Source organism: Bdellovibrio sp. HCB-162 (assembly GCF_047344985.1).
GTDB lineage: Bacteria > Bdellovibrionota > Bdellovibrionia > Bdellovibrionales > Bdellovibrionaceae > Bdellovibrio.
In genome coordinates this window covers 1,615,380-1,638,295 of the sequence record NZ_CP178861.1, presented here as the reverse complement: position 1 = coordinate 1,638,295, position 22,916 = coordinate 1,615,380, and the positions used below count along the sequence as shown (strand labels likewise).

Annotated in this window: 30 protein-coding genes and 1 tRNA gene; 12 read left to right on the top strand and 19 right to left on the bottom strand. The window is 44.0% G+C overall.

Annotated elements, in window-relative coordinates:
* Nucleotides 1-33: 33 nt before the first annotated feature.
* The gene (locus ACLSSO_RS08045) at nucleotides 34-264 is read right to left on the bottom strand and encodes an AbrB/MazE/SpoVT family DNA-binding domain-containing protein (RefSeq protein WP_413944625.1); all 231 of its coding nucleotides are present in this window, start codon (nucleotides 262-264) and stop codon (nucleotides 34-36) included.
* Between the two features lie 128 nt (nucleotides 265-392).
* On the opposite strand from ACLSSO_RS08045, the gene ACLSSO_RS08040 reads away from it, so the two are divergent.
* Complete coding sequence (locus ACLSSO_RS08040) at nucleotides 393-743, top strand: VOC family protein (protein WP_413944624.1); 351 nt, start codon at nucleotides 393-395, stop codon at nucleotides 741-743.
* Nucleotides 744-746: 3 nt separating this feature from the next.
* On the opposite strand, the gene ACLSSO_RS08035 is transcribed toward ACLSSO_RS08040, so the two are convergent.
* From ACLSSO_RS08035 to ACLSSO_RS08020, 4 genes are all read right to left on the bottom strand, one after another.
* On the bottom strand, nucleotides 747-1,181 hold the full coding sequence (locus ACLSSO_RS08035) for a DUF4440 domain-containing protein (RefSeq protein ID WP_413944623.1): 435 nt from the start codon (nucleotides 1,179-1,181) through the stop codon (nucleotides 747-749).
* Nucleotides 1,182-1,213: 32 nt separating this feature from the next.
* Nucleotides 1,214-1,687 carry a TetR/AcrR family transcriptional regulator gene (locus ACLSSO_RS08030; RefSeq protein WP_413944622.1) on the bottom strand — a complete coding sequence of 158 codons (474 nt, stop codon included), beginning with the start codon at nucleotides 1,685-1,687 and terminating at the stop codon, nucleotides 1,214-1,216.
* 101 nt (nucleotides 1,688-1,788) lie between these two features.
* Nucleotides 1,789-2,325, bottom strand: coding sequence for a dihydrofolate reductase family protein (locus ACLSSO_RS08025; protein WP_413944621.1), 537 nt, complete (start codon nucleotides 2,323-2,325; stop codon nucleotides 1,789-1,791).
* Between the two features lie 190 nt (nucleotides 2,326-2,515).
* Nucleotides 2,516-2,926: a hypothetical protein gene (locus ACLSSO_RS08020; protein WP_413944620.1), complete on the bottom strand. Its 411-nt coding sequence runs from the start codon at nucleotides 2,924-2,926 to the stop codon at nucleotides 2,516-2,518.
* 91 nt (nucleotides 2,927-3,017) lie between these two features.
* Here ACLSSO_RS08020 and ACLSSO_RS08015 point away from each other — a divergent pair, with 91 nt between their 5' ends.
* Nucleotides 3,018-3,611, top strand: coding sequence for a hypothetical protein (locus tag ACLSSO_RS08015; protein WP_413944619.1), 594 nt, complete (start codon nucleotides 3,018-3,020; stop codon nucleotides 3,609-3,611).
* A gap of 164 nt (nucleotides 3,612-3,775) precedes the next feature.
* On the opposite strand, the gene ACLSSO_RS08010 is transcribed toward ACLSSO_RS08015, so the two are convergent.
* The 3 genes from ACLSSO_RS08010 to ACLSSO_RS08000 all read right to left on the bottom strand — a co-directional run bounded on the left by ACLSSO_RS08010 (nucleotide 3,776) and on the right by ACLSSO_RS08000 (nucleotide 5,648).
* Nucleotides 3,776-3,851, bottom strand: a tRNA-His gene (locus tag ACLSSO_RS08010).
* A gap of 83 nt (nucleotides 3,852-3,934) precedes the next feature.
* Nucleotides 3,935-4,906: a hypothetical protein gene (locus tag ACLSSO_RS08005; RefSeq protein WP_413944618.1), complete on the bottom strand. Its 972-nt coding sequence runs from the start codon at nucleotides 4,904-4,906 to the stop codon at nucleotides 3,935-3,937.
* On the bottom strand, nucleotides 4,884-5,648 hold the full coding sequence (locus ACLSSO_RS08000; RefSeq protein ID WP_295905888.1) for a glycosyltransferase family 2 protein: 765 nt from the start codon (nucleotides 5,646-5,648) through the stop codon (nucleotides 4,884-4,886). The genes ACLSSO_RS08005 and ACLSSO_RS08000 overlap by 23 nt, the downstream gene beginning before the upstream one ends.
* 82 nt (nucleotides 5,649-5,730) lie before the next feature.
* Here ACLSSO_RS08000 and ACLSSO_RS07995 point away from each other — a divergent pair, with 82 nt between their 5' ends.
* Both ACLSSO_RS07995 and ACLSSO_RS07990 read left to right on the top strand, forming a co-directional pair.
* Entirely contained in the window at nucleotides 5,731-6,345 is a 615-nt protein-coding gene (locus ACLSSO_RS07995; RefSeq protein ID WP_413944617.1) for a hypothetical protein, read from the top strand.
* 1 nt (nucleotide 6,346) lies between these two features.
* Entirely contained in the window at nucleotides 6,347-7,390 is a 1,044-nt protein-coding gene (locus ACLSSO_RS07990) for a rod shape-determining protein (protein WP_340591303.1), read from the top strand.
* Here the strand turns inward: ACLSSO_RS07990 and ACLSSO_RS07985 are convergent.
* Nucleotides 7,387-8,361: an aminotransferase class IV gene (locus ACLSSO_RS07985; protein WP_413944616.1), complete on the bottom strand. Its 975-nt coding sequence runs from the start codon at nucleotides 8,359-8,361 to the stop codon at nucleotides 7,387-7,389. The two genes, ACLSSO_RS07990 and ACLSSO_RS07985, sit on opposite strands and share 4 nt — an antisense overlap.
* Before the next feature lie 125 nt (nucleotides 8,362-8,486).
* On the opposite strand from ACLSSO_RS07985, the gene ACLSSO_RS07980 reads away from it, so the two are divergent.
* The 4 genes from ACLSSO_RS07980 to tsaA are packed head-to-tail and all read left to right on the top strand — an operon-like array spanning nucleotide 8,487 to nucleotide 13,012.
* The gene (locus ACLSSO_RS07980) at nucleotides 8,487-9,380 is read left to right on the top strand and encodes a carbonic anhydrase (protein ID WP_413944615.1); all 894 of its coding nucleotides are present in this window, start codon (nucleotides 8,487-8,489) and stop codon (nucleotides 9,378-9,380) included.
* Between the two features lie 19 nt (nucleotides 9,381-9,399).
* On the top strand, nucleotides 9,400-11,475 hold the full coding sequence (gene metG, locus ACLSSO_RS07975; RefSeq protein WP_413944614.1) for a methionine--tRNA ligase: 2,076 nt from the start codon (nucleotides 9,400-9,402) through the stop codon (nucleotides 11,473-11,475).
* Nucleotides 11,475-12,248: an RNA methyltransferase gene (locus ACLSSO_RS07970; protein WP_413944613.1), complete on the top strand. Its 774-nt coding sequence runs from the start codon at nucleotides 11,475-11,477 to the stop codon at nucleotides 12,246-12,248. The genes metG and ACLSSO_RS07970 overlap by 1 nt, the downstream gene beginning before the upstream one ends.
* On the top strand, nucleotides 12,230-13,012 hold the full coding sequence (gene tsaA / locus ACLSSO_RS07965; RefSeq protein WP_413944612.1) for a tRNA (N6-threonylcarbamoyladenosine(37)-N6)-methyltransferase TrmO: 783 nt from the start codon (nucleotides 12,230-12,232) through the stop codon (nucleotides 13,010-13,012). Before ACLSSO_RS07970 ends, tsaA begins: the two co-directional genes overlap by 19 nt.
* Here tsaA and ACLSSO_RS07960 read toward each other — a convergent pair.
* The 3 genes from ACLSSO_RS07960 to ACLSSO_RS07950 all read right to left on the bottom strand — a co-directional run bounded on the left by ACLSSO_RS07960 (nucleotide 12,981) and on the right by ACLSSO_RS07950 (nucleotide 15,299).
* On the bottom strand, nucleotides 12,981-14,234 hold the full coding sequence (locus tag ACLSSO_RS07960; protein ID WP_413944611.1) for an MFS transporter: 1,254 nt from the start codon (nucleotides 14,232-14,234) through the stop codon (nucleotides 12,981-12,983). The genes tsaA and ACLSSO_RS07960 overlap by 32 nt on opposite strands.
* A gap of 8 nt (nucleotides 14,235-14,242) precedes the next feature.
* Nucleotides 14,243-14,629: a cysteine rich repeat-containing protein gene (locus tag ACLSSO_RS07955; protein WP_295905332.1), complete on the bottom strand. Its 387-nt coding sequence runs from the start codon at nucleotides 14,627-14,629 to the stop codon at nucleotides 14,243-14,245.
* 82 nt (nucleotides 14,630-14,711) lie between these two features.
* Nucleotides 14,712-15,299 carry an exopolysaccharide biosynthesis protein gene (locus tag ACLSSO_RS07950; protein ID WP_295905330.1) on the bottom strand — a complete coding sequence of 196 codons (588 nt, stop codon included), beginning with the start codon at nucleotides 15,297-15,299 and terminating at the stop codon, nucleotides 14,712-14,714.
* Between the two features lie 69 nt (nucleotides 15,300-15,368).
* Between ACLSSO_RS07950 and ACLSSO_RS07945 the strand changes: the two genes are divergently transcribed.
* Entirely contained in the window at nucleotides 15,369-15,641 is a 273-nt protein-coding gene (locus tag ACLSSO_RS07945) for a TMEM165/GDT1 family protein (RefSeq protein WP_295905328.1), read from the top strand.
* Here ACLSSO_RS07945 and ACLSSO_RS07940 read toward each other — a convergent pair whose 3' ends face one another.
* The 5 genes from ACLSSO_RS07940 to ACLSSO_RS07920 form a co-directional block, all read right to left on the bottom strand.
* Nucleotides 15,642-16,175 carry a hypothetical protein gene (locus ACLSSO_RS07940; protein WP_413944610.1) on the bottom strand — a complete coding sequence of 178 codons (534 nt, stop codon included), beginning with the start codon at nucleotides 16,173-16,175 and terminating at the stop codon, nucleotides 15,642-15,644.
* Nucleotides 16,176-16,425: 250 nt separating this feature from the next.
* Nucleotides 16,426-18,486, bottom strand: a complete 2,061-nt coding sequence (locus ACLSSO_RS07935; RefSeq protein ID WP_413944609.1) for a sodium-translocating pyrophosphatase — start codon at nucleotides 18,484-18,486, stop codon at nucleotides 16,426-16,428.
* Nucleotides 18,487-18,598: 112 nt separating this feature from the next.
* A complete protein-coding gene (locus ACLSSO_RS07930) occupies nucleotides 18,599-18,976 on the bottom strand; it encodes a hypothetical protein (RefSeq protein WP_413944608.1) in 378 nt (125 codons plus the stop codon).
* On the bottom strand, nucleotides 18,954-19,229 hold the full coding sequence (locus ACLSSO_RS07925) for a heavy-metal-associated domain-containing protein (RefSeq protein ID WP_413944607.1): 276 nt from the start codon (nucleotides 19,227-19,229) through the stop codon (nucleotides 18,954-18,956). Before ACLSSO_RS07925 ends, ACLSSO_RS07930 begins: the two co-directional genes overlap by 23 nt.
* 64 nt (nucleotides 19,230-19,293) lie before the next feature.
* The gene (locus tag ACLSSO_RS07920; RefSeq protein WP_295903218.1) at nucleotides 19,294-19,923 is read right to left on the bottom strand and encodes a hypothetical protein; all 630 of its coding nucleotides are present in this window, start codon (nucleotides 19,921-19,923) and stop codon (nucleotides 19,294-19,296) included.
* Between the two features lie 70 nt (nucleotides 19,924-19,993).
* On the opposite strand from ACLSSO_RS07920, the gene ACLSSO_RS07915 reads away from it, so the two are divergent.
* The 3 genes from ACLSSO_RS07915 to ACLSSO_RS07905 are packed head-to-tail and all read left to right on the top strand — an operon-like array spanning nucleotide 19,994 to nucleotide 21,666.
* Complete coding sequence (locus ACLSSO_RS07915) at nucleotides 19,994-20,572, top strand: RNA polymerase sigma factor (protein WP_413944606.1); 579 nt, start codon at nucleotides 19,994-19,996, stop codon at nucleotides 20,570-20,572.
* A gap of 1 nt (nucleotide 20,573) precedes the next feature.
* Entirely contained in the window at nucleotides 20,574-21,107 is a 534-nt protein-coding gene (locus ACLSSO_RS07910) for a hypothetical protein (protein ID WP_413944605.1), read from the top strand.
* Nucleotides 21,108-21,150: 43 nt separating this feature from the next.
* Nucleotides 21,151-21,666: a hypothetical protein gene (locus ACLSSO_RS07905; RefSeq protein ID WP_413944604.1), complete on the top strand. Its 516-nt coding sequence runs from the start codon at nucleotides 21,151-21,153 to the stop codon at nucleotides 21,664-21,666.
* On the opposite strand, the gene ACLSSO_RS07900 is transcribed toward ACLSSO_RS07905, so the two are convergent.
* Nucleotides 21,663-22,124 (bottom strand): HEPN domain-containing protein, encoded by a 462-nt coding sequence (locus tag ACLSSO_RS07900; RefSeq protein WP_413944603.1) that lies wholly within the window; start codon nucleotides 22,122-22,124, stop codon nucleotides 21,663-21,665. The genes ACLSSO_RS07905 and ACLSSO_RS07900 overlap by 4 nt on opposite strands.
* A gap of 33 nt (nucleotides 22,125-22,157) precedes the next feature.
* Nucleotides 22,158-22,913, bottom strand: coding sequence for an endonuclease/exonuclease/phosphatase family protein (locus tag ACLSSO_RS07895; protein WP_413944602.1), 756 nt, complete (start codon nucleotides 22,911-22,913; stop codon nucleotides 22,158-22,160).
* Nucleotides 22,914-22,916: the final 3 nt, after the last annotated feature.

The following is a 22,916-nucleotide window of genomic DNA, read 5'->3' as shown; positions in this document are numbered from 1 at the left end:
TTTCGGGAGGTTTTTGGAACACTCCCGCCTATGTTAGAGGCCGACTTCTTCGTCTTTTTCGGGAGTCCACTCTAAGAGGGACATTTCAGAGGTCTTCGTCCAATCGACTTTCACTTTGCTGATGATGCGAATGGTGACTTCGTTGCCGTTGATGGCCCAGAGAAGCGTGTCACCTTTGGAGATGCCTAAGGCTCTTCGGACGCGAGCTGGAATTGTTGTCTGATTCTTCTTAGATGCTTTGGAAGTCGCAGATGATTTGCTCATGCTTAAAGAATAAAATGCTAAAGGCTTGTTGTCGAATCACTACTTTAAGACCTTCCACAAACAAGGCTTTGTTCCAGGTCTTCTCTTATCCATTGAGCCTCCACTCGAGGCTATGCTTTTATTGAATTATGAAAGTAAAACGCATCGTCGCCAATATTCAAACGAAGAAAATTTCTGCTGCAAAAAGATTCTACGAACGCATCTTGGGCCTTGAGCTTTTGATGGATCATGGTTGGCTTGCCACTTATGGTAATTCGGCGAAGATGATGGTGCAAATTAGTTTTGCTTCCCAAGGCGGGTCTAATACTCCTGTCCCCGATCTTTCGATTGAAGTAGACGATGTTGATGAGGCCTACCGCCGCATGAAAAAAGGTCGCTTTAAGATTGAGTACGCACTCACCGAAGAGCCTTGGGGAGTGCGTCGCTTTTTCGTCCGCGATCCTTTTGGTAGAACAGTGAATATCTTAGAGCATCTATAAAGGCTACATATTCGAATAATCGAGAACGCCTACTTGATGGATCATCTTCCAGCCTTCATTGGTCAGCGAATATGTCTTGCACGTTCGGCCTTTCCAATTCATCTCCTCACCCGTCTTTTTGTTTTTCCAAAGCGTATCAATATCTACGACAGCAAAAGCACCGTCTTGCTGGTCAGACACCTGGATTCGCTTGATGGATCGATTGTTGTGAACTAAATCGTGAGTGTCGAAAAGTTGCTGCCAACCTTGCTTCCATCTTTCAGCATTGAATTTTCCCTGAACTAACACCCAATCCATCGGATCGTGATGTTTTTCAGTCGGAGGCCAAGGCCAAACCATATCGTTATGAAAGACAGAAATCAGTTGATTGACGTTCTTAGAATTCCAAGCTTCAGTTTCTCTATTGACGATCTCTTTAATCTGATCAGTGACGGACATAGCGCCTCCTTATCACCTTCATAGCACGAAAATCAGGGAAAGACGTGATTAAGTAGTTCTGTCAGCGCTTTTTCATATCTTTGCGACTGACCTTGAATCAAAGCGCGATCCGATTTTTTATTTATCTGATGTGTCGCGGTTGCGATCGAACTTCCGTGAGTGAAATCGACCAAGATTTCAAGCCAGAGCTTTCTTTTTGCAAGGGACAAACCTGCGTCCTTCAACAAAGCTTCGAGGTAATTCGTGATTCGTGCAGCCTCAATTGAAAATGCGTCTGGTGTTTCGAAAATACTTAGAGATAAGTTTGGATGCTTTAATACTGCGGCGTAGTAGTTTATCAGCAGAAACTCCGTGCGTTTTCGTGGAGTTCCTGTGCTTTGTTCAAACTTTTGGGAGACATCTCGGTACACGTAATCAGAAAGAGCGCGCAATAACGACACGCGATCTTCGACGTGATTATAAAGTGCCATCGGTGTGACACCTAAGGCATCTGCTAGAGTTCTCATTGAAAGTCCTTTTGAGCCTGATTCATCAAGAAGCTGAAGGGCTGTGGTACAGATATCCTCTATTGTTAAAAGTGCTTTCCCTTTGGGACGGCCTCGTTTTTTCATTTATTAACTCGATAGTGCGATTGAACCAAACCCGATGGAAAAGCTTTTGTGCTTACATGACTTAAAGATATATCATCGCTCACTTCACCAAAGAGAGAACGACCGGTTCCAATTAACACCGGCACTTGCGTGATCACCATGTCATCAATCAATTGATCGCGAAGAAATGATTGAATCATTTGTCCGCCATCGACATACACTCGCTTAACGCCTTCTTTAGATAGCGAGACCATGATCTCTTTCGGAGATTGGATCATGAAACGCACCCGGCCCTCTAATTCTTTTGGCACGGGTTTACCTGCAAGCGTTTTGGAGAGAACGATGACAGGCTTCGTGTATCCCCAAGGCCCTAGCGTTAAAACTTTCTCGTAGGAGTTTCTTCCCATAATAATGACATCGATGTCTTTGATAAAGTCGTTGTAGCCGTGGTCTTCATTTGGATTGTCGCGACTTAAGAGCCAATCGATATCGCCGTCTTGTCGAGCGATAAATCCGTCGAGACTGGTGGCGATAAATACGTGAGCTGTGGGCATGGGCGGTCCTATTTTATATTTAGTATACAGTGTATATTAAATATAAAATACAAAAACGTCAAGACCACTATTGATAACTCTTTAAGAGCCGTGACGAAAGCCTTTTGCTCTAAATTTTGGGAAATATATAAGAATGAACTTTGAGACGCATTGACTTCAGTGAGTCGATATCGCGTATATGGCGCTCAAACTATGGCATTAAATTACACCCATCACTTTTATAGATGTATTCAAAAGTGAAACTACCCTTCACAAAAAGAATCCTATCGTTTAATTGAAGATTATGAATAGAATCAAATATAATAACACTAGGTGCATATGCTTCAGTTGAAATATCGATGAAATACTTTTCATCCTCAACCTGAATTATCACCCAGCAATGACCAATAGGCTGTCGATCTTGCCCTTGTCTAAACTCTATTATCACTCTTCCAGTACGACGATCCTCAATTCTAAGATCTCCAGATATAATCTTTGCATCAATATTTAAATCAGAAAGCCCCCCATATAGTGCAATTGAATCCATTTCGCAATTATGACTAAAACCTAAACGGTTCATTTCTATTATTCTAATAATCTCTTCTCTTATTGTATCTTGCATTTAAGAATCATAGAGTTGTTTTCAGTACTTTAAAATCAAATTCTAGTTTACAATCAACTTGATACAATTCCAAGGGGAAGGGGTCCATAGTTTGATTAATAACTATATTTTTTTTATTTTTCTCGGCGCAGTAAGTGGTGCTGTATCATTGGTATCAGCATCATACGGATTTACTCTTCTGGCTCAAAAATTGGCCGAAGAAAAAGAAAATGATATTTCGATTGTGGATGCAAGCTTCGATCTAGTTTTTCATTTTGATAAAAGTAATTTTAGTAGAGTCAACAAAAATGGACTTCATCAAGGTCGAGCTCTTATTACGTTCAATATACGTGAGCACAATAGCGAAACCGTTGTGGGCAGATTTACCATTCATGGATCATGGCAGCAAGAAGCGGCGGGGTTCATAGATGGTGGAGAAAATAAAACAGCTTTTTCGAGCACGGACCAAATTTTACAAATGGTACGCATGAAGCCTGATATAGAATTTATCAACAATAAGGCGAGATACCTAAAATCGGGAAAGAAATACCATTTCGATATACTTGGTTTGCCTAATCCTCCCACGTTTCTCCTAACTCCATCTAAAGTTGTTATTCGCACAAAGTTTGGAGAAACACATCTGGCGGAATCATTTGAAGGACCATTCAACAGCAACTGGTATTCGTTTACACTTGTTGTTCCTTAAAATATCTAGAGCTACTATTGTTTCATAAACAATAATCTTACTAACCAGACTCAGACAGTGTGTTGTTTTGTGTTGCACGAATTTTTAAACGAATTTAAACGCGCAACGAGACTCGTTAACGAGTTCGGATACTTAGATTATTCAGGGATAAAAAGAGAAAAAAATGGGGTGAGTAACGGGGCTTGAACCCGCGACACTCGGAATCACAATCCGATGCTCTACCAACTGAGCTATACCCACCACAAAGGAAGACCAGTTATAGGGCTTTGGGGATAAAAGTGCAAGAGGGAATTTAACCCAATTTATCGCAAAATTGAAAAATCTTAGTAATCACAGGGAGCTACGACGGGTTGCGCCTTACAAATACTGCTGGCTTTTTCAGCATCCAACAGCGTCTTTTCGGCCCAATCCCCGTTCGCATTACAGCGTTGACGCTCACAGATGGCTCCGGCTGACACCAAACATGCCTTTTTCTCTTTTTTAGGGTTGTTCGTGCAGATCCACGAACACTCGTTAAATTTACCGGGAGGATTTGTGCAAATCACGCCGTCGCGTTTTAGCTGAGCCAAAGCGGCTTTGCTTTTTTCTTGCTGACGGGCCAAATCTTTTAGACGTTTCTTCTCTGCATCTGCAGCACGACTCATATCCTTAGCGTCAACCGCAGTGACTGCCGTCAAATGACCCTTGGGGATTTTCTTGCCTTTTAAAAGAACATCGTAAGCAATCTCCCCACCCTCAAGAACTCCTTGAAAAGCGACTTGCTGACCGGATTTCACAACCACGGATTCTTCGCCGTTAAGTGCAGAAAACTCCATCGATCCATCCAGCATTTTCACACTTGAAAAAGCTTTTCCGGGATTGATGGAAAGAATGTATTTTCCAGGAGGAGCGAGGAATTCAAAAAGGTCCGAACGTAAGGCCACGTTGAAAGGACCTTTTTCTTTTGGATTTTGCTCCCAATAAATATCGCCAGACTTTAAAATGACAACCGGAGCTTCGCCGCTCTCCCACGAGATCACGGGCATTGAAACTTCGCCAGAGCCTAGCAAAGTAAAACTGCGCTTTTCGTCCAATTGTACTTTTACAGATCCCGATGCCGATGTTTCTAGAAGAGCTTTTTCGCGCAAGACTTGTTTAGACTTTACTTGAAGTCTTTTACTATCTTTCCCCGTCAACCACACCTGCCCTTGCCATTCACGCAAAGCAGGATATTTGGGAGCTTCAGCAGAAACTTTCACCGAGAAAATGAACGGCAGAAGTAAAAGAAATGCTTTAACCTGAAGACTTTTTCGCACGTTCGATCTCCCAAAGCTTGGCAAATTTAAGGAACAACGAATACGCGGCTCCCATAGAAATAATAAAACCAGGAAGGCCATCTAGAAATCCGCATTTCACAAAATATGTTTCAACGAATTTTCCAAACGGCTTAAAGATCATCTTGAAGTAGGAAAACTTCTTTCCCTCTTCGGCCAACTGCTTAGCTCCCAAGGTGGAGTAACGATCGTTCGTCACAACTTGATCGCTTAGGTTGTCAAACACCCAGTGCAGAAGATCGCGCTTCATTTTAAGTGTTTTCTTTACTTCCACTTTTTCATGTAAAGCCGCGGAATTCCACTGCGATTTGGTTTTATTATAAAGTCGTAGCTGGTAATCAGGATACCATCCGCCGTGCTCAATCCAACGACCCAAGTGATAGGACTTTCGCGGGAAAAGATAGCCTGCTTCCGGATCTAAATCGGAAAAGCTCTCAACTATTTCTGCACAAAGTTCGGGACTTAAAGCCTCGTCGGCATCCAGAGCCAAAACCCAAGAATGTTTTGCTTGCTCAGTGGCGAAGGCTTTTTGCGGACCAAAACCTCTCCATTTTTCCTTAAAAACCCGAGCACCACACTTTTCAGCGATTTCAACGGTGCGATCCGTCGAAAAGCTATCAACAACAACAACATCGTCGGCAAAGGAGGCCGAGCGGATGCAACGCTCGATATGAGCTTCTTCATTCAGGGTGATGATCACAACGGATATTGGCAGTTTCGTCACACTTTCAAGATTCTCTTTGGATCAAGGTCTTGTCAAATGATTCGCGACTCGATACCATTTTTGGGTCGAAAGGTTTTTATTCATGAAATTTGCTAAATACTTCGTTTTAGGTCTTTTTTTAAGCTCCTCTGCCCATGCTTATTTGAGCATCGCTGAATCTGGTGAAATTGTTCCTGCAGGCATGTATCAAGTGGGAGTTGAACCGCAACTTTTGATGAACAAAGGTGGCGGCGCAAACTTTGACGTTTTCTTTGATACGCACATCAACGATGCGACAAGTGCCCGTATCACAATGGGTGCTGGAGCTGTGGACTTCAACGCTTTTGTGAGTGCGAAGTGGATGCCGTTTCCAGATGTTGATAACCAACCAGCGATGGGTCTTCGCGTGGGCGCAGGTCTTGCGCGCGATGAAGATGAAAACTTGCTGCAATTGCAGGTAGCTCCCCTTGTCAGCAAAAAATTTGATACAGAGTACGGCTTGGCCGTTCCTTACTTAGCCGTGCCATTTACGTTTCTCAACACAAAAGAGGAAAATACGGTGGCGTCGAATTTGACTGTTGGCAGTGAGTTTCACTATGCCGACTGGAATCAAGTCACATTGGGCGGAGAAGTGGGCCTTGATCTGAATAAATCTTACTCTTACATCTCAATCTTTGCTACATTCCCTTTTGAAAGCCAAAAAGGATTTGGGAAATAATATGCTATCATGGTTCTTTAAGGACGACGCCGGAACAGCAGCAGATCTTTATGTAGATCTTGGCACTGCGAACACTTTGATTGCGGCTCGCGGAAAAGGGATTGTTCTTAACGAACCGTCTTTGATCGCCTACCAACAGACAAGTCCTGGCAAAAAAAGAGTGATCGCCGTTGGAAACGACGCCAAAGAAAAATTGGCAAACAATCCCGGGAGTATTTTTGCGCAAAAGCCTATTCGCGATGGCGTGATTGCAGATTTTGAAACGTCGGAAGTGATGCTTCAGCATTTCTTAAGTCAGCCGGGAGTGAAATCTGCATTTTCTCGCCCACGTGTTGTGGTGTCTTTGCCTTATGGCGTGACTGAAGTTGAGAAAAAAGCCGTTATTCAATCTTGTAAAGCCGCAGGCGCAAAAGAGGTTTTTCTGATTGATGAACCGATGGCTGCGGCTATTGGCTCGGGCCTCAATATTCGCTCTGCAGAAGGCAACATGATCATCGACATCGGCGGTGGCACAACAGAAGTCGCCGTGATCGCCTTAGCTGACATCGTTTATTGTGAAGCAGCTCGCGTCGGTGGCCATAAGATTGACGATGCGATTATTGATTACTTCCGTCGCTATAAAAAACTCATTATTTCTGAAACGACGGCGGAGTATTTAAAAGTCTCTATTGGAACTGCAGTTCCTAAAAAAGACATTCGCACCGCAACGATTTCAGGACGTGATGCCGACACGGGAATGAATAAGACTATTGAAGCGAGCTCTGAAGATGTGGGGCTTGCTATGAATGGTTGTATTCAAGAGGTTATTAATGCGATTCACAGAGCTCTTGAACACACTCCTCCTGAGCTTGTTTCTGACATTATCGAAAGAGGAGTTGTTCTTGCTGGTGGTGGCGCCTTGATTCGCGATTTTGATTTGCGAATTCAAAATGAGGTGCGCTTACCTGTGAGAATTGCAGAAAGCCCTCTCACAGCCATCGCCAAGGGTGGCGAAGCTGTGTTGAGCGATCCAGAGCTTTTGGATAAAATTCAGTTGGAAATTTAAACGTAGAGAGGGGTCGATTTCGGCCCCTTTTTAATATCTTCACGAAGAAGTTTTAAAAGTCTCGCTGAAACTTCACCTTGTTTCCCCTCGCCGATTTTTGTGCCTTCATATTCAGTCACAGGCAACACATCTAGCGTTGTCCCGATCATCATCACTTCGCGGGCCTCTAGAAGATCTTTTTCTGAAATGTCTTTTTCTTGAATCGAAGAAAGAAGACCTTCATCTAAAAGAGCACCGGCTAGTTCAAAACTGCGCATCATCGTTGTGCCTTTAAGAATCTGACGAAGTTTGGGACGAAGAAGATTTTTATTTTTATCTACTAACACGATGTTTTCAGTGCTGCCCTCCGTGAGAAATCCTTGCGGATCAATGCCGATGGTGAAATCAATCTTGCGATCGACACTTTCTTTTTTCATCATCACGTTCGGAAGGTAATTGCAGCTTTTAATCGTTGCAAACCAGGGTTCCTTGGGAGCGACCTTGCTTCTGCCGACTCTGACACCGTTTTGGTATTTTTCTTCTGCGATAGGCGCATAAGAGGTCACAACCAAATAAAGTTGCGACGCAATGGAATCATAGGGATTCGTCGTGAAACCACCCGGACCGCGGGAAATATAAAGGCGCAGAATGGCGTTTCTCGCACCCGTCGCGATTGTTGTCTTTGCAATGACGTCTTTGATTTCACTGAGTGACATTGGAAGGACAATTCCCAGCTGAGCCGCTGAGCTTTGCAGGCGCTCTAAATGCTCCTGCAAAAGAAAAGCGCTGCCATCAACGACTTTGATCGCTTCAAAGACACCATCCCCGCGGTGCACAAGATGATCATCGATGGGAACCATCATGAGACTTGGGTCCTTGACGATCCCCCCCCACCAAGTGCTGTACATCGCCAAATAAGACTTTTGCGCTGAATAGGAGCGCTCTTGAAGTTTGGCTTGGATTTCAGAGGGGGATAAAATTGAAACAGACATAGTAACTCCTCAATTGATTTTTTTATCTTAGTTGCACGCCACTAGGGGTAAAAGTTTTTTTGTTTTTAATTTGACGGCCCTCGATGGAGGTCCTGAGAATAAAGAACAGCATCAGGGAGGATCAAATGTTAAAACTTTTCACAATGTGTTTTATTATCGTTTCGCTGGCTGGCTGCTCGTCAATGCAAAGACACCGCACTCCAACTCAAGATGACACGAAAGTTCTTTTAAAGGATCAGCAAGGAAAATCAAAAGAAGCTCCTGCGCAGGCAACAACGAACGGTCCTAAAGAAATCACTCGTATCGTTCCTGAGAATACTGAGGCTGAAGCCCAAAGCCAAGCAAGTGAAATGAAAGAAGCTGTGGCCGCTGCCGCTCAACATATTCAAACGTCTCACAGTGCTGAAAAATCAGTTCGTGAAGCCGGCCCCGTACCTCCGGAAAAAGCACAAGGCTGGTTAAAAAACGGCAACACTCGTTATGTAAAAGGTTTTTTCCGTAACGACGGAGCTTCCTCTAAAGATCGTCTTCGTTTGGCTTCAGGACAAAAACCTCACTCTGTGATTTTGTCTTGCAGTGACTCTCGCGTTCCGCCGGAAGTCGTTTTTGACCAAAAATTGGGCGAAGTTTTCGTGATTAGAACAGCGGGTGAATCTTTGGACGACAATGTCATCGGTAGCATTGAATACGCCGTGGAGCACTTAGGTTCTAACTTGGTCGTCGTTATGGGCCACGAGTCTTGTGGCGCTGTCAATGCAGCATTGGCTTCTTTGAAAGGGTCTTCTTTGGGAAGTCCTGCTCTTGAAGGTCTTGTGAATGATATTAAACCTCGCGTGCAAAAATACGCGAACTCGACTCCATCCCAAGGGCTTTTAGAGGAAACTTGGAGTAATGTGGACGGAGTGGCGAAAGATCTCCTAGAACGCTCTGCAATCCTGCGTGACGCTGTAGGTTCGGGTGATGTAAAGATAGTGAAGGCCATGTACCACTTTGACTCTGGTCTTGTGGAATGGCGCTAAACTGAAAGGTCCCGCGAAGATGAATCAAAACCGTAAAATCCTCATGACTTGTGCTCTCCCCTACGCCAATGGATACATCCATTTGGGTCACTTGGTGGAATACCTTCAAGCTGACTTCTGGGCACGTTTTCAACGAATGAGAGGTAATGAGTGCGTTTACATCTGTGCTGATGACACGCATGGAACTCCGATCATGGTGAAAGCTCGTGAGATGGGTATCACGCCAGAAGCTTTGATTGCGAAAAGCTATGAAGAGCACACGAAGGATTTTGCGGACTTCCAAGTTGAGTTTTCTTTGTACGGTTCAACGAACTCCCCAGAGAACAAAGCTCTTTGTGAATTCTTCTACCAAAAAATGGTCGAAGGCGGTCACACACGTACGCAAAAAATTCAGCAGCTTTACTGTAACCACGACAAAATGTTCCTTCCTGATCGTTTTGTGAAAGGCACGTGCCCTAAGTGTGGCGCGAAAGAACAGTACGGTGATTCTTGCGACGTGTGCGGTTCGACTTATTCACCAAGCGACATGAAAGACGTTCATTGCTCTTTGTGTGGAACGACTCCGGTTCTTAAAGACAGTGAAAGTATTTTCTTTAAGCTGAATGACTTTAAAAAATATCTTGAAGAGTGGATCCCTCAGCATTGCTCTCCTGAAATTTCTAAAAAGATGCTCGAGTGGTTTAACGAAGATCTTCATGATCTGGATATCTCTCGTGATGAGCCTTACTTTGGCTTTGCGATCCCAGGTACGAACAATAAAAAATTCTTCTATGTTTGGGTGGATGCTCCGATGGGATATATGTCCACGACAGAACAGTGGGCAAAAAAGAATGGCAAGACGTTGAAAGACGTATGGCAAGATCCAAGCCGTGAAGTGTATCACTTTATCGGTAAAGACATTGCGCGCTTTCATACGATCTTCTGGCCAGCTTTCTTAAAAGCGGCTGAGTTCAGATCACCCAATCAAGTTTTCGTTCACGGTCACTTGATGGTGAATGGCGAGAAAATGTCTAAATCTAAAGGGACATTTATTGCGGCTCGCACTTATTTGAACCATTTGAATCCTGAGTATCTGCGCTACTACTATTCAACGAAATTGAATAGTTCGGTGGATGATATCGATTTGAATCTTGAGGATTTCGTCAATCGTGTGAACTCCGAGCTTGTGGGTAAGATCACAAACTTGGGATCTCGCGGTGGCCAAATGCTTAAGAAAAAAATGGACGGCATAATGAGTGAACCTGATGCGGAAGGTGCAAAACTAATCGCTCACGCTCAGAAAACAGCCGAAAGCATAGCTGCTCATTATGAAGCTCGCGATTTTGCAAAAGCGATCAATGAAATTCGTTCTTTGGCCGATGATGCGAATAAATACTTTGATGAAAAGGCTCCATGGAAGACATTGGAAGCTGATCCTGCAGGAACTAAGCAAGTTATCACGACCACTTTGAATATGTTTAGACTGCTTGCGATTTATTTGAAGCCTGTTCTTCCTTTCTACACAGAAAAAGTGTCGAAGCTTTTGGGCGAAAAAGATTATCAATGGTCGGATATTCAAACGGTTCTTAAGAATCGCCCTATCAACGACTACGAACATCTTGCCACTCGCGTAGAGGCTGACAAAGTCAAAGCGATGGTTGAAGAAAGTCGTAAGATCAATGAAGAAATTCAAGCTGCGAAGGCCGCACTCGCGGGCAGTGCCGGAGCGCCGAAGGGCGCGCAGGCTGGAGCAGCTCCAAAGGCGACGGCTCCTTCCGACAAGCCTGCTGAAATCGAATTCCCTGATTTTGAGAAAGTCGATTTGCGTATTGGTCAAGTTGTTGAAGCGGAAGAAATCAAAGAAGCGGACAAGCTTCTTCGCTTGAAAGTGGACATCGGCCAAGGCGAAATTCGTCAGATCATTTCTGGCATTAAAGCGGCTTATAAGCCTGAACAACTTTTGGGACGTAAGGTTTTGGTTTGTGTGAATTTAAAACCACGCAAAATGAAATTCGGAATGTCTGAAGGTATGATTTTGGCAGCGGGCTCTGGTGGCAGTGACTTATTTGTTCTTTCTGCAGATGAAGGGGCTCAAGTCGGCCAACGAGTGAAGTAATGACTCTTTCACCGCAGGAGAAAAAATCGCTTGAGGAAATTCATAGGCTCTTTTTAGAGCTTGAGAAGTCGAGTGAATTTTCATCTCCTGCCCTACAAAGTCTTAAAGACAAAATCAAAGCTCTTAAAATTTTTGATAATCCTGATGTTTCACGTCTTGCGGAGTTGGAAAAACATCTGACTCCTGAGATGACTTTAAAACATTTTGTAAGCTTTGCGATTCCCTTTGAACGTCTTCTGCATAAAAATCTGCAAGACGATGATTTTCTGATTATTGAAAATGATAAAAACGAAACGGCGGAAGAACGCCTGCCTTTAGTTTTTGTTTTGGATAATATTCGATCGGCTTTTAACGTGGGCTCGATCTTTAGAACCGCTGAATGCCTGGGCGCTGAGAAAATTTATCTTTGTGGTTACACTCCAAATCCAACTCAGTGGAAAGTTGAAAAGACTGCCATGGGAACTCAAGAGTATCTTTCTTGGGAAGAAGCTCCGAAGCTTTTAGAATGCCTTGAAGAGCTTAAGGACGAAGGCTACCGCATTGTCGCTCTTGAAACTGCGGCGAGTGCCGTGGACCTTTATGAGCCTTTTGAAACGGAAGCAACAGCCTTTGTTTTGGGAAATGAACGCTTCGGTCTTGATCCTGAAATTTTAAAAGTGATTGATGAAGTTCGTATTGTGCCTTTGCGCGGACGAAAGAATTCCTTGAACGTGGGAGTAACAGCAGCAATTGCTGGATTTGAATGGATGCGACAATGGCGTCAAAAGAAATAACTTTCGCGCCGATTGGTGTTTTTCATAGCAATCAAGTGCAGCCCTATGAGGCTGGCAGGCAACCTGATGAGTTTCATTCTGAAGGTGTGATTGAACTTGAGACTGGCCATAATTTCGAACAAGCTCTGACGGGTCTTGATGGTTGCGAGCGCATTTGGGTTATTTTTAGTTTCCATCACAATCCGCATTGGAACCCGATGGTGCTGCCTCCGCGCGGGCGAGATACCAAGATCGGTGTGTTTGCGACTCGCTCCCCTTACCGTCCCAATTCCATTGGGATGAGCTGTGTGAAAGTTCTGCGTATTGAAAAACTAAAAATCTATGTAGCGGGGGCCGATCTTTTAGATGGCAGTCCGATTTTGGATATTAAGCCTTATGTGGCTTATGCGGATTCATTTCCAGGTGTGGAACCTCTTTGGTTGCAAGATTCAACAAAGCACTCTGTGGGATTTTCTGAGAAGGCTCTTGAGCAATTGGATTTTTTGGAATCTCGCGGAGTTTCTCAGCTTAAAAGTTTTTTACAACATCAGTTGGAATATGAACCTACGAATTCGAAAAAGAAACGTGTGAAGGCTGATGGGGACAGTTTTGTAATTGCTTACCGAACGTGGCGAGCTATTTTCTCTTTAAATGAAACTCAAGTTTTAGTGGAAAAGATTTTTTCTGGATATAGCGAAGAAGATCTACAAAACCAAGACGATCCTTATTCAGACAAAGACATTCACCGCAATTTTAAGACGCTTTTTCTGTCTCTTGAACGGTAGATTCTGATAACGTTCCCATCTGCGTTTTAACGTAAAAGTAAAGCGGCAAAAATCCGGCAAATCTTGCAACGGAACCTAAAACAAAGACCATGTAATAACTTGTGATTTTCTCTCCAAAGAACCACAAGAATTTCCCACCGATATAAGTTCCTAAAATAATCGCCAGAGAATTTAATAAATTGTAAACAGTGAGAACGGGAACCTTCTCTTCTTGCTTTAAATCCTTAAAGAAGATCAACGAAAGTCCGACTTCCACAAAGGCCCACGCTAAACCACTTACAAATTGCAAAGCAAAAATAAATACAGAATTACTGCTCACAGCCCACATTGCTGGCAGCGGAACAATGGCTCCCGCTCCGAGCACTAACAAACTAAATCCCGATGTATTCCCGCGAAAACGATCAATCAAGCTGAGCGCTAAAATTTTCCCCACAAAGAGAATCCCAATGGCTGTCATGTATGTGCCGTAATCCATCTTTATTTGCGCCAGCATATAAGGAGTCACAAAGGGAGACGAAACAAACACAGCCGCTTGAAATGGCGCTAAGAAAAAGAAAAAGCGACGTTTTGAAGTGTTGGCCCAGAAGACTTTCCAAGAAGCCCTAAAACCCAGTTTCGGCTCACGAGTCCACTTCGGATCAAAATACTGCGACGATAAAATAAATGAAGAAATCAGACGGCAACCAAAAGCAAAAATGAAGAGCATTGTGAAAACAGACGAGAAAGGTCCGATTTCCACTTTATTGTGAAGGGCGACTCCCCCACCGATAAGACCGATTAGAATACCGATTTGCGAAACTCGGGAACGTTTGGAGAAATAACGATTCCCCTCTTCGACTTGCACCAGGCGTCCCATCCAATAGTTCCATGCAGGCCCTGCTGCAAACCCCGATCCCCAATACAGAGTTAAAATAAAAAACAGTGTCCAAAAATTCGGAGCCCGCGTCGCGGAGAAATAAATTAACGGAATGAATGTCAAAGCTTGCAGAGTTGTTGAAGCGACAACCCAATGCTTGTGAGATTGAACTCTTTGTAAGCCGCGTGGAGTGAGAAGTTGTAAGAAGGCGCCGCTCACAATCGGAAGAGTTGATAAAACTCCGGCAAAGATTTCACCCATGCCGATGGATAATGAATAAGCCGGCAAGTAGGTCTCGCCGGCTCCAATCATGAGAGAGCAAAGAAAGGCGTCAAATAGACTTAAGCGTAAACTCTTTTCTCTCATGAAAACGATCAGTGTCCTTTTCTAGCTTTCTTGCGCATTTCTTTTGCGCTGGCCACTTCCTCTTTGCAAGAAGCAGAAAGTTCTTCTTTATGTTCTTTCATGCACTTCATCATGTGACCTTTACCAGGTTTCACGTCTGCGCAGAATTTTTCTACGTCATCATGACAAGCCTCTTTCATTTCCTTCATGTGCCCCTTCATTTTTTCCATGTGGGCTTTACATTCGCCAGACACTTTGTCTTTGTTTTCTTTCATGCACTTTGCAATCGCTCCGCCACCATGCTCGACACCTGCGCACAACGTTTCGCGATCTTTCGCGCAAGGCCCCTCTTCGTGAGCCATCGACAAGGAACCAAAACCTAAAACCAACGCACAAACTACAATCAGTCTTCCCATGTTGTTTTCCTCCTAGGAGACTTTATTGTAGTCATAGCTTATTTCAGGATACAAAGTTCTCGAGGTCTGGTCTCATTAAGACCTAAGTAAAGTGAATCGCCCCCATGGTTAAAGTTGCAAAGAAGGATGCAACTATAAGACACCAGAGGTAGCTAAAAAGGATAAAAACTCCGTCCTTTTCCATATAACCGATGGCACTCAGAACGATAGCAATCACAGGCACGGTATTGGAAAAAGGTATAGGTAACGGCAACGCTAAAAGGAATGCATTCACCACGACCACAATCAGATTCAAAATACGAAAGAACCAATGGTCGTGCAGAAAAATCATGCGCTGTTTTATTATTTTGGAAGCATGTTTCCAGATTTTCTCCGCCAACTCAGAAACTTTTAAAAGAACGTCCGATGAAATCTTGAGATTTTCAAATTTCTTTGGAAGCCACGGTGGACGATTGAGGTACAAAAAAAATGCCACGATGGCGACCAGAAGTCCTAGCGGGGTGGAGAGTCCTGGAATAGGAATCGGCTGCATGAATGGCAGACAAAGGAAAAGCATAAGCATGGCGTGCCCCTCTTCCCCGAGAAGCTGAAAAATCCGGTGCAAAGTGAGATCCCCTCGCGAGGCCTCTTCTTGCAAAAGATCCATGGCGGCAATAAATCGACTTTTCAATTTGCCTTCCTTCGTCGCAAACTTTATCAATAGACATTCAATTGACACTATCATTCTAAAGGACCGCGTATGGATTGGAAGATTTTTGCGAGCACTTTCATCACTATTTTTTTGGCAGAGATGGGCGACAAGACACAGTTTGCGGCTCTCGCTGCCTCTTCACAGTCTAAATCCACTTTAACAGTGATGATTGCCGTTGTTTTGGCATTGGGTCTAGCGGGTGCGTTAGGTGTTATCTTTGGTCGTTTCTTAGGAACTCTTCTGAATCCACAAATTATGAAATACGTTTCTGGAACGTTGTTCATTCTTGTTGGAATTTGGGTTCTAACAGCGAAGGGTTAGTTAGTAATTGCAATACTGAGATCTATCGGTATTGAAACCGCGAAGAGCATCCGTTAGACGAAAGCGGATTCTCTTCCCGCTTAAGTTCGTTGAGTTGATATTCACGGAATACGTGAAGTCCAAATAGTATCGACCTTGTCTTGTAATCACATGGCCTGAACCTAAATTTTCAAATGAAATTTCGCCCGTTGCTGAATCCACTTGGTAGCGGCCTGAAAACTCCGTATCGAACACCGCTGTGTCGACGGTATTTGTAAATTCACGATAACGAACGTCGTAAGTTCCGTTTTTATTGAGATAAAGTTCTGACTGCCCTACTAAAACATTTTGTGGATCGGTCCAAAGCATAATGCCCGAAGCTTGAAGAACTTTGAAAACCAAGTCCCCGTTTTCACACGTGCCGTCTGTTTGGTAGTACATTTCTTCAGGAATCCAGATTTGCTCTGAAGACGAGAGATTGTAAGAAAGATCTCCGCACGACGTGAGGATAAGAGAAAAAAATATTCCTGAAAGTACCTGATGTGTTCTTCTCATAAAACATATTTAAAGATATGTGAGTGTTACTTGTCATAGAGATTTGAACACTTTGGTCTCTCGTCTTGGTCTTGTTTATTACAGATGTTGATGGAATACCAAGTTAAGAGAGTAAAAATAAAAAACCCATAGCCGAGGCTATGGGTTTTATTATGTTTTGATTTAGAAGCTGCTCCAGCCTGCGCGCCATCCGGCGCTCCGGCACTGCCCGCTTCCGCGGAGCTTCAGCCACGCGGAAGTTGTCCGCCGACTAGATAGTCGCGATCAATTGAGCGATCAACAAAGATACGACAGACATAACTTTGATCAAGATCGCGATACCAGGACCTGAAGTATCTTTGAACGGGTCACCGACAGTGTCACCAACGACAGCTGCTTTGTGAGCGTCAGAACCTTTTGGATGACCTGGCAATCCACCTTTTTCGATGAATTTCTTAGCGTTGTCCCATGCTCCACCGGCGTTTGCCATGTAAAGAGACAATGTCGCACCCACTGCCAAACCACCTGCAAGAAGACCTGCAAGAGCTTGAGGGCCCAAGATGAAGCCAACTGCTACTGGAGCAAGGATAGCGATCATACCTGGCAAGATCATTTCGAACAAAGCCGCTTGAGTTGCGATGTCTACGATCTTAGCTGGTTGTGGTTCCGCTTTACCTTCACGAAGACCTGGGATTTCTTTGAATTGACGAGCGATTTCAACAACGATTTTTTGAGCTGCTTTACCAACCGCAGTCATAGTTGTTGAACCAACTAGGAACGGAAGGATTGAACCGATCAAGATACCGATCAAAACGCCAGAAGAAGTAAGATCCAAAGACATTGCTGCCAAACCTGCTTGCGTACGAACGTGGTTTACTTCCATGTTGAATGCAGAGAATAGAGCAAGAACTGTCAAGATCGCAGAACCGATCGCGAAACCCTTACCGATAGCTGCTGTTGTGTTACCAACGGCATCTAGTTCGTCAGTGATGTCACGAACGTTTTTACCAAGACCCGACATCTCAGAGATACCACCCGCGTTGTCAGCAATAGGGCCGTAAGCATCTACAGTCATAACAACTGCAGTACCTGCCAACATACCAACGGCTGCGATAGCGATGCCGTAAAGACCCAAAGCGTGGTCCGCGATGTAAGCTGCACCAACAACGATCAACATTGGGATTGCAGTTGATTCCATACCTACCGCCAAACCACGGATCACACCAGTACCCGCACCAGTCAATGCTGCTTCAGCAACAAGACGGATTGGACGAGCCGCTGTGTAGTACTCAGTGATAAGACCGATCAAAGCTCCACCAAATGCACCCGCTGCCAAAGCAACAGTCACAGATTGGCTGATACCGAACATTGGCATCACGATGAAAGACGCGATTGTCAAAAGAATCGGTGGAACGATCAAAGCGTTACGAAGAACTGTCGCAGGTTTTCCATTTTTGAAAACGCGCGCTGCGAAGATCACGATGATAGAGATCACAAGACCCAAAGTTGAAAGCAACAATGGCAAAGTCACACCCGCTGTGCGAGCTGCTTCTGCGTCTCCACCAGTTACTAGTGACGTCAATTTTTCTGCTGGGATTGTCAAAGCAATCGCCATTGCAGAAACGATCGCTGCAACCATCGATTCATAAATGTCAGCACCCATACCTGCAACGTCACCAACGTTATCACCCACGTTATCTGCGATAACACCTGGGTTACGAGGATCGTCTTCAGGAATGTTCTCTACGACTTTACCCGCGATATCCGCACCAACGTCAGCGGCTTTAGTATAGATACCACCACCGATACGAGCAAAAAGAGCGATAGAAGAAGCGCCCACTGCGAAAGAGTGAAGAATAGTTCCAACGTGCTCAGTGCCTTTGAAGCACATGTAAAGTGCGCCAAGACCGATCAAGCCAAGACCTGCAACGGACAAACCCATCACAGCTCCACCATCAAGAGCGACTAGCAAAGCCGCTGCTTTAGAACCAGTCGTTGCTGCTTGAGATGTACGAACGTTTGCGTATGTAGCGGCTTTCATACCGAAGAAGCCCGCTAGCAAAGACAAGAATGCGCCAAGGATGAAAGATCCCGCTGCGATTCCGCCTAGAGCGTACCAAAGAGCCAAGCCTACGACGATTGCGTAGACAGTCAAAACCTTGTACTCACGCACAAGGAAAGCCATTGCGCCTTCACGAACGTAGCCCGCGATGCGATTCATTGTCTCGTTACCAGATGGTTGCGCCTTCACGCGAAGGTACAAAGCCAGGGCAACGACCAAACCAACCACCCCAGCAATCGCCGGAGAAATTAGCAAAGATTCACTAAACATTGTTGCACTCCATGTTTGATTTCTCGTTTAAATTACGAAGGCTTAGAGATACCTGTCTTCATTGCAATTAGTCAATCTGGAGTACGAGGCACTTCAATCGAAGTGCGCCGCATTAAAAGATCTTAGGAGCGATGAACGCGAAGAAAAATCCGGTGAGGAAAACAAGAACTGATAGAATATAGACGCGAGAAGAGAACTTTCTGCCTGAAATACAGGCATCTCTGAGTTTCGGGTCAATGGGACACGGAGCGTTGCGGTTTCTCCAAAGAAGAAATCCATTTAATGACAACATGATTCCGGCGAACACAAAAACTGTGAGCTTATTTTCGGAAATCCAAATTAGACCTGGAACATTTCCGGCAAGGCCCGCAAGAACGGCTCCCATGCCAAGGCTTACGAGTAAAGCTGGTAGAGCACAACAGATCAGTGTGCCCGTTGAACTAAACAGAGTGAGAAACGTAAAGAACTTATTTGTTGAAGCTAGCTTCATATCCTGCCTCTTTTAAAAGAGTTTGGATTTTTTCGTGAGTCATCTTCTGCCCGTCTTTGTACGTGAGCTTTACGAATTTGTTTTCAAGGCTCACATCGACGTTTGCAATTTCTGGCTGCTCTTTAAATTTTTTCGTGATGCCTTGAGCGCAGAAAGAGCACACCATGCCTTTGACTCCGACGGTTTCAACTTCTGCTGCGAAAGACGTTGTTGTTGCGAAGAGAATTGTTAAAGAGAGAATTAGTTTTTTCATAGTTACTCCTTGTAATGCTTCAGTTCCCGCGCGTGGCGCGCTCCACTCTGCCGACTGCCGTCGCTTAAAAGTGCACCATATAATTAAATGCCCAGCCTCCGCCTATAGTGGCGCCAAGTTCGATCATTGCGTTTTTATAGAACATGCGAATGAATTGAGTTGTCTCAATAGCCTTGTCATTTTCTTTGTCGAATTGAACAATGAGCCATGTGTTGAGTTCACTAAACTCTGCCAAGTAAGGGGCGACGCCGAGTCGTCCTTTAATGTGTTCATAATCTGTACGATCTGCTTTATCAGAGTCCTGTCGAAAAAATTTATTATACTGAATGGATGTATAGTACTTGCGAGATTCCCAATCGGCTTCGACGGATCCTAGAGCGACACCTTTGATTTCGTCATAAGATCTGTCACTTCCGTAACCCGCACTTAAATAAATATTTCCCTGCGAGTCATCGTTGTTCCAACGTTTCGCAAGAAAGTTGATTCGCGGAATTGTGAATTCAAAATTTTCCATTTTAAAATAATTAAGACCGACAGCCCACTGACGATCAAAAGAGTACGTCAGTAAAAGCTCGTTCTCTTTTTCTTTATTATAAGACATGAGTGACACGGCTCCTTGAAAAGAAACCGGATGTGCATTGGCTGTGACGGCACCACATATAAGTACTAAAATTCCAAGTATCAATTTATTCATATTCTCATTTCCTTGTTGTGCGCGCCTTTAACTATCATTAGGATGAAGCCAACTTGGTTGTGACAAACGGATGAAAAAAAATCTGCAAGATCTAACAGACGAAGAGTTACTCATTAAATTGTCCGAGGGCGAATATAAGGCCTTGGACCATCTTTATTTGAGACACTCTGGTCGTATTCTAAGCTACGCCCACCGTCGCGGTCTTCCGACGGAGCGCGCGGAAGATTTATTGCAGATTGTATTTATGCAGCTTCACCGTAAAAAACATCTCTACGACCCTCGCCATTCGGCCTTAGCCTGGATCTACGTCATCACGCGCAGTGAGCTTAAAGACTATAGAAATCGCGAAATTAAGGATTTTGCCGAGTGGGATGATTCGTTGTCACAAACCGACGGGGCCGCTCCTATATTAGAGACGAAGGATGAAGCTCAGGCCTTGCTTAATGAGCTTAAACCCCGCGAGCAAGAAGTGATGAAGCTTCGTTATTTGGATGAGCTTGAGTACAACGAAATTGCGGAAATTTTGAAAGAGTCCGAAAGCAATATTCGTCAAATCGTGAGTCGCAGTTTGCGTTTGTTACGCAACCGGCTTGCGCCGGGCAGAGCTGCAGAGCCGCAGGCTCGTAAGCTGAAGCAGAAGGAGGAATAATATGAAAGACATTAAAAAAGATTTTGAGTCTTTTGTGAATGATCCGGCAGACGCTGCTGGTTCCTCTTTTGTTCTTTCTAAGATTCATGAGCAATTGCAAAACGAACTTCCTTCTGCGTGGACTGTGGCGACGAAGTTGGGTTTTGCACATTTGCTGGGTTCACTCGTAACTTTGATGAGCTGTTCGCAGTTTGGTGTGCAGCTCTTTTTTGATGGCGGCGGATTGATGCATTACTTTATGAAGATCAGTCCTCAGTTCTGTAACGTCTTCTGTGGTGCTCTTTATCTTTCGATTTCATTCTTGATAGCGCGAATGATTTTAAAACGTGACGAATGGTTGATGATTTTGCGTTCGCGCGTTTTAAGCATCTCAACACTGGCTTTAGTCTCTTTGGGCGGCTTAGCTCTTGTCAGCCACGAAGTGACTTTTGAAGCGGGCCTTTTGTGGCTTTTTGGTGCGGCTTTAGGAGGAGAACTTGTGACTCTTGTAAAATCTCCTACCCTTTGGCTTACACACAAAGCTTCTAAAAAATAACCCGGCGCTATTTCTTGCCTTCATAGACCTTTAAAAGTATGCCATGGGTATGAAAACATGGCTTTCTTTTGCATTTCTTTTTCTTTCTTTAAGCTCCCCTGCTTTTGCAAAATCGCGCATTGCTTTTTTAGAGCTTTATGATCGCAACGGCGAGCTTGTGCAATACGAACCAGGCGGAAGATTTTCTCACACAGCCATTCAATTTGATGAGATTGGTGATAAGTGGCTCAACGCCTATCCAGGCGAAGGTGTCGCGATTGTTTCTTGGGAAGACCTGCAACACCGTGGTGTTGTCGCTGATATTGTTGAGATCCCGATGGATGTGCATTTGTCCCAAGTAAAACCTTACATGGGTCGTCCTTTTGATTTTTGGTATTCGTGGAGTGACGATGCGTTTTACTGCACGGAACTGATTGGAAAACTTTTGGGAGTTCCGACACATCCGATGAAGTTTAACAAACAAGTCTGGCCGAAAAGTTACTGGAAGTTGGAAGGCACTCCGGGATTGTCTCCTGATCAGCTTTGGAAGTGGGCGCGGGAACTCAGTCCTCAAATTTAATCTTCGTCAGCTTTCCACTTTTCTCCGGTCGAGGTTAAATTACTTGAAGAATGACTTTCAAGAGCAGATGAAATCCTCTTTACAATATACTTTGCAGACTCGAGAGCTTCCTTTGCATCTTTTTCTTTATAAAATTCGGAAGGCGTAAGATCTTCGCTACCATAATATGCTAGCTCACGATCTCGACGAAGACTTCGTGAAATATCACAAATTTTTTCGAGATCCTTTTTTATTTCTTTAGGCAATTTATTTTCTTCTTGCGTAAGAATTCCGGAAACATCGTGAATACCAAATACGTCGATTTGACACTCTAGCAATAATGATCGCAAAGCGAGATCTACAACTTTATTGGATTCCACAATAACGTCAGACCAAGATTTTTTCTTAAACAAATACTCCACTGAGCCAATTCGAATTTGGGCTCTTGCAATATAATCTTCAATTAAATTGTTTCTCATTTTCACCAGCTTAGTAAACAATACTTATTATACTTATGCGAGCTTAAGACGAATTTCTAGGGGAAAATGGTCCGAGCTCACTACTGTGTGATGCACTCGGGCCTTAACTACGTCAAATCCTCTTACGAAGACATGATCGAGCTTAAGAACACGGCCGTCGTCGTCGAGATCTAAGTGTTCTAGATTTAAATCTCTAAAAATACTTTTCATGATCATGTAGCGTTTGAAATTCCAGGTATTGAAATCTCCAGCTAATACGATAGGTCCCTTGAATTCAGAAATCTTCTCTGCAATTTCGTAGAGGGAGTTTGTGAATGCTCCCAACGTCACGAAGTTCAAGACGTGCGTGCACACGAATAAAGCTTTCGTGCCTGCGAAATCATATTCGTTAAAAAGTGTGAGCTTCGGTGTTAGCCAAAAGAACTCTCTGGTTTTTGCGCGAATAAAATCCACAGCTTCGGGACGAAGCTTAGAACCGATTGCCACGCCTGTACTTGAAAGATCTTTTTTATAGTGAAAACTCTGCGCCAAATGCCATTCGTAAGAGGAGAAATTTTCTTTCCAAAGTTTTGGCATGCGCTGATCTAGGATCGCCTCTTGAAGAAGGATAAAATCTTTTCCTTCTCCGAGTCGTCTAAAGTCATTTTCAAAGATGTGGGCTTTTTGTCCCTTATAGACATTCCAAACGAAGATATCAAACTCCGACGGAGCGACAGAGGGAGCGATAAGCTCGCTCTCGCCGATCTTGAGTAAGACTTTTTCTTTCGCAGGTACGATATAAGGAACCATTTT